Annotated in this window: 2 protein-coding genes; both read left to right on the forward strand. The window is 68.6% G+C overall.

The features are described from left to right. Nucleotides 1-318: YjbF family lipoprotein (locus tag CVM52_RS26215; protein ID WP_172721110.1), on the forward strand; the 318-nt coding region annotated here is incomplete at its 5' end. A gap of 152 nt (nucleotides 319-470) precedes the next feature. Further along, nucleotides 471-761 carry a hypothetical protein gene (locus CVM52_RS26220; RefSeq protein WP_100165095.1) on the forward strand — a complete coding sequence of 97 codons (291 nt, stop codon included), beginning with the start codon at nucleotides 471-473 and terminating at the stop codon, nucleotides 759-761. The last annotated feature ends 38 nt before the right edge of the window (nucleotides 762-799 follow it).

The raw sequence follows: 799 nt of genomic DNA on the forward strand, positions 1-799 counted from the left end.
AGCGCGGTGGCCACCGCGCCCGACCGGCTTGGCCCGGCCGGCGGCGGCGAGCGGGTGATGTTCATCCGCACCGGCGACCTGGAAGAGCGGCGGCTGGGGCTGGCCTGCGCGCTGCAGGATCTCGGCCCCGCCACCATCACCATCGTCGAGCAGGCCCAGGCCACCCGCCACCTGCAGGAGCGCTGCACCACGCCGGATGGCGGCGAGATCGTCAATGACTATTGGACCGATGCCCGCCAGGGCCTGGTCTGGCAGTCGCGGCAATGGGCCGGCCCGCATATCGGCTATCTGCGAATCCGCCGCCTGACCACCGGCTGAACCGGCGGCCAAACGGCTGAGAGATCGGGCAAACTTCCCGCAAGCGTTGTAAAAAATGCGCACAATGCAGCCAATTGCACCGCCGCACAATTGAACCGGAACCGGTTCCGGGCTACAACGGTTTCAACTTCGATGCGAAAAGGATTCCTCGGATGAAGAAGACGATTGCAGCGCTGGTTATCGGCACGATGGCATTTGCGCCCGTTGCCATGGCGCAGTCCACCCCGCCGACTCCCCCGGCCACCGGGACGGAAACCACGGCAACCACCACCTCGACCCAGACCACCTCGGGCGGCACCCTTGGCGGCGCCGGGCTGAGCGCCGGCGCGATCGGCGGCATCGTGGGTGCCCTGGCACTGGCGGCGGCACTCGGCGGCGGCAGCGATGGCGTGGCCACCACCACGACCACGACGACCACCACCACCACGACCGGCACCAACTAACACCGGACCGCGTCGGCACCGCACAGGATCAGGCCCCC

This window comes from Pseudooceanicola lipolyticus, from assembly GCF_002786325.1.
Lineage (GTDB): Bacteria > Pseudomonadota > Alphaproteobacteria > Rhodobacterales > Rhodobacteraceae > Pseudooceanicola_C > Pseudooceanicola_C lipolyticus.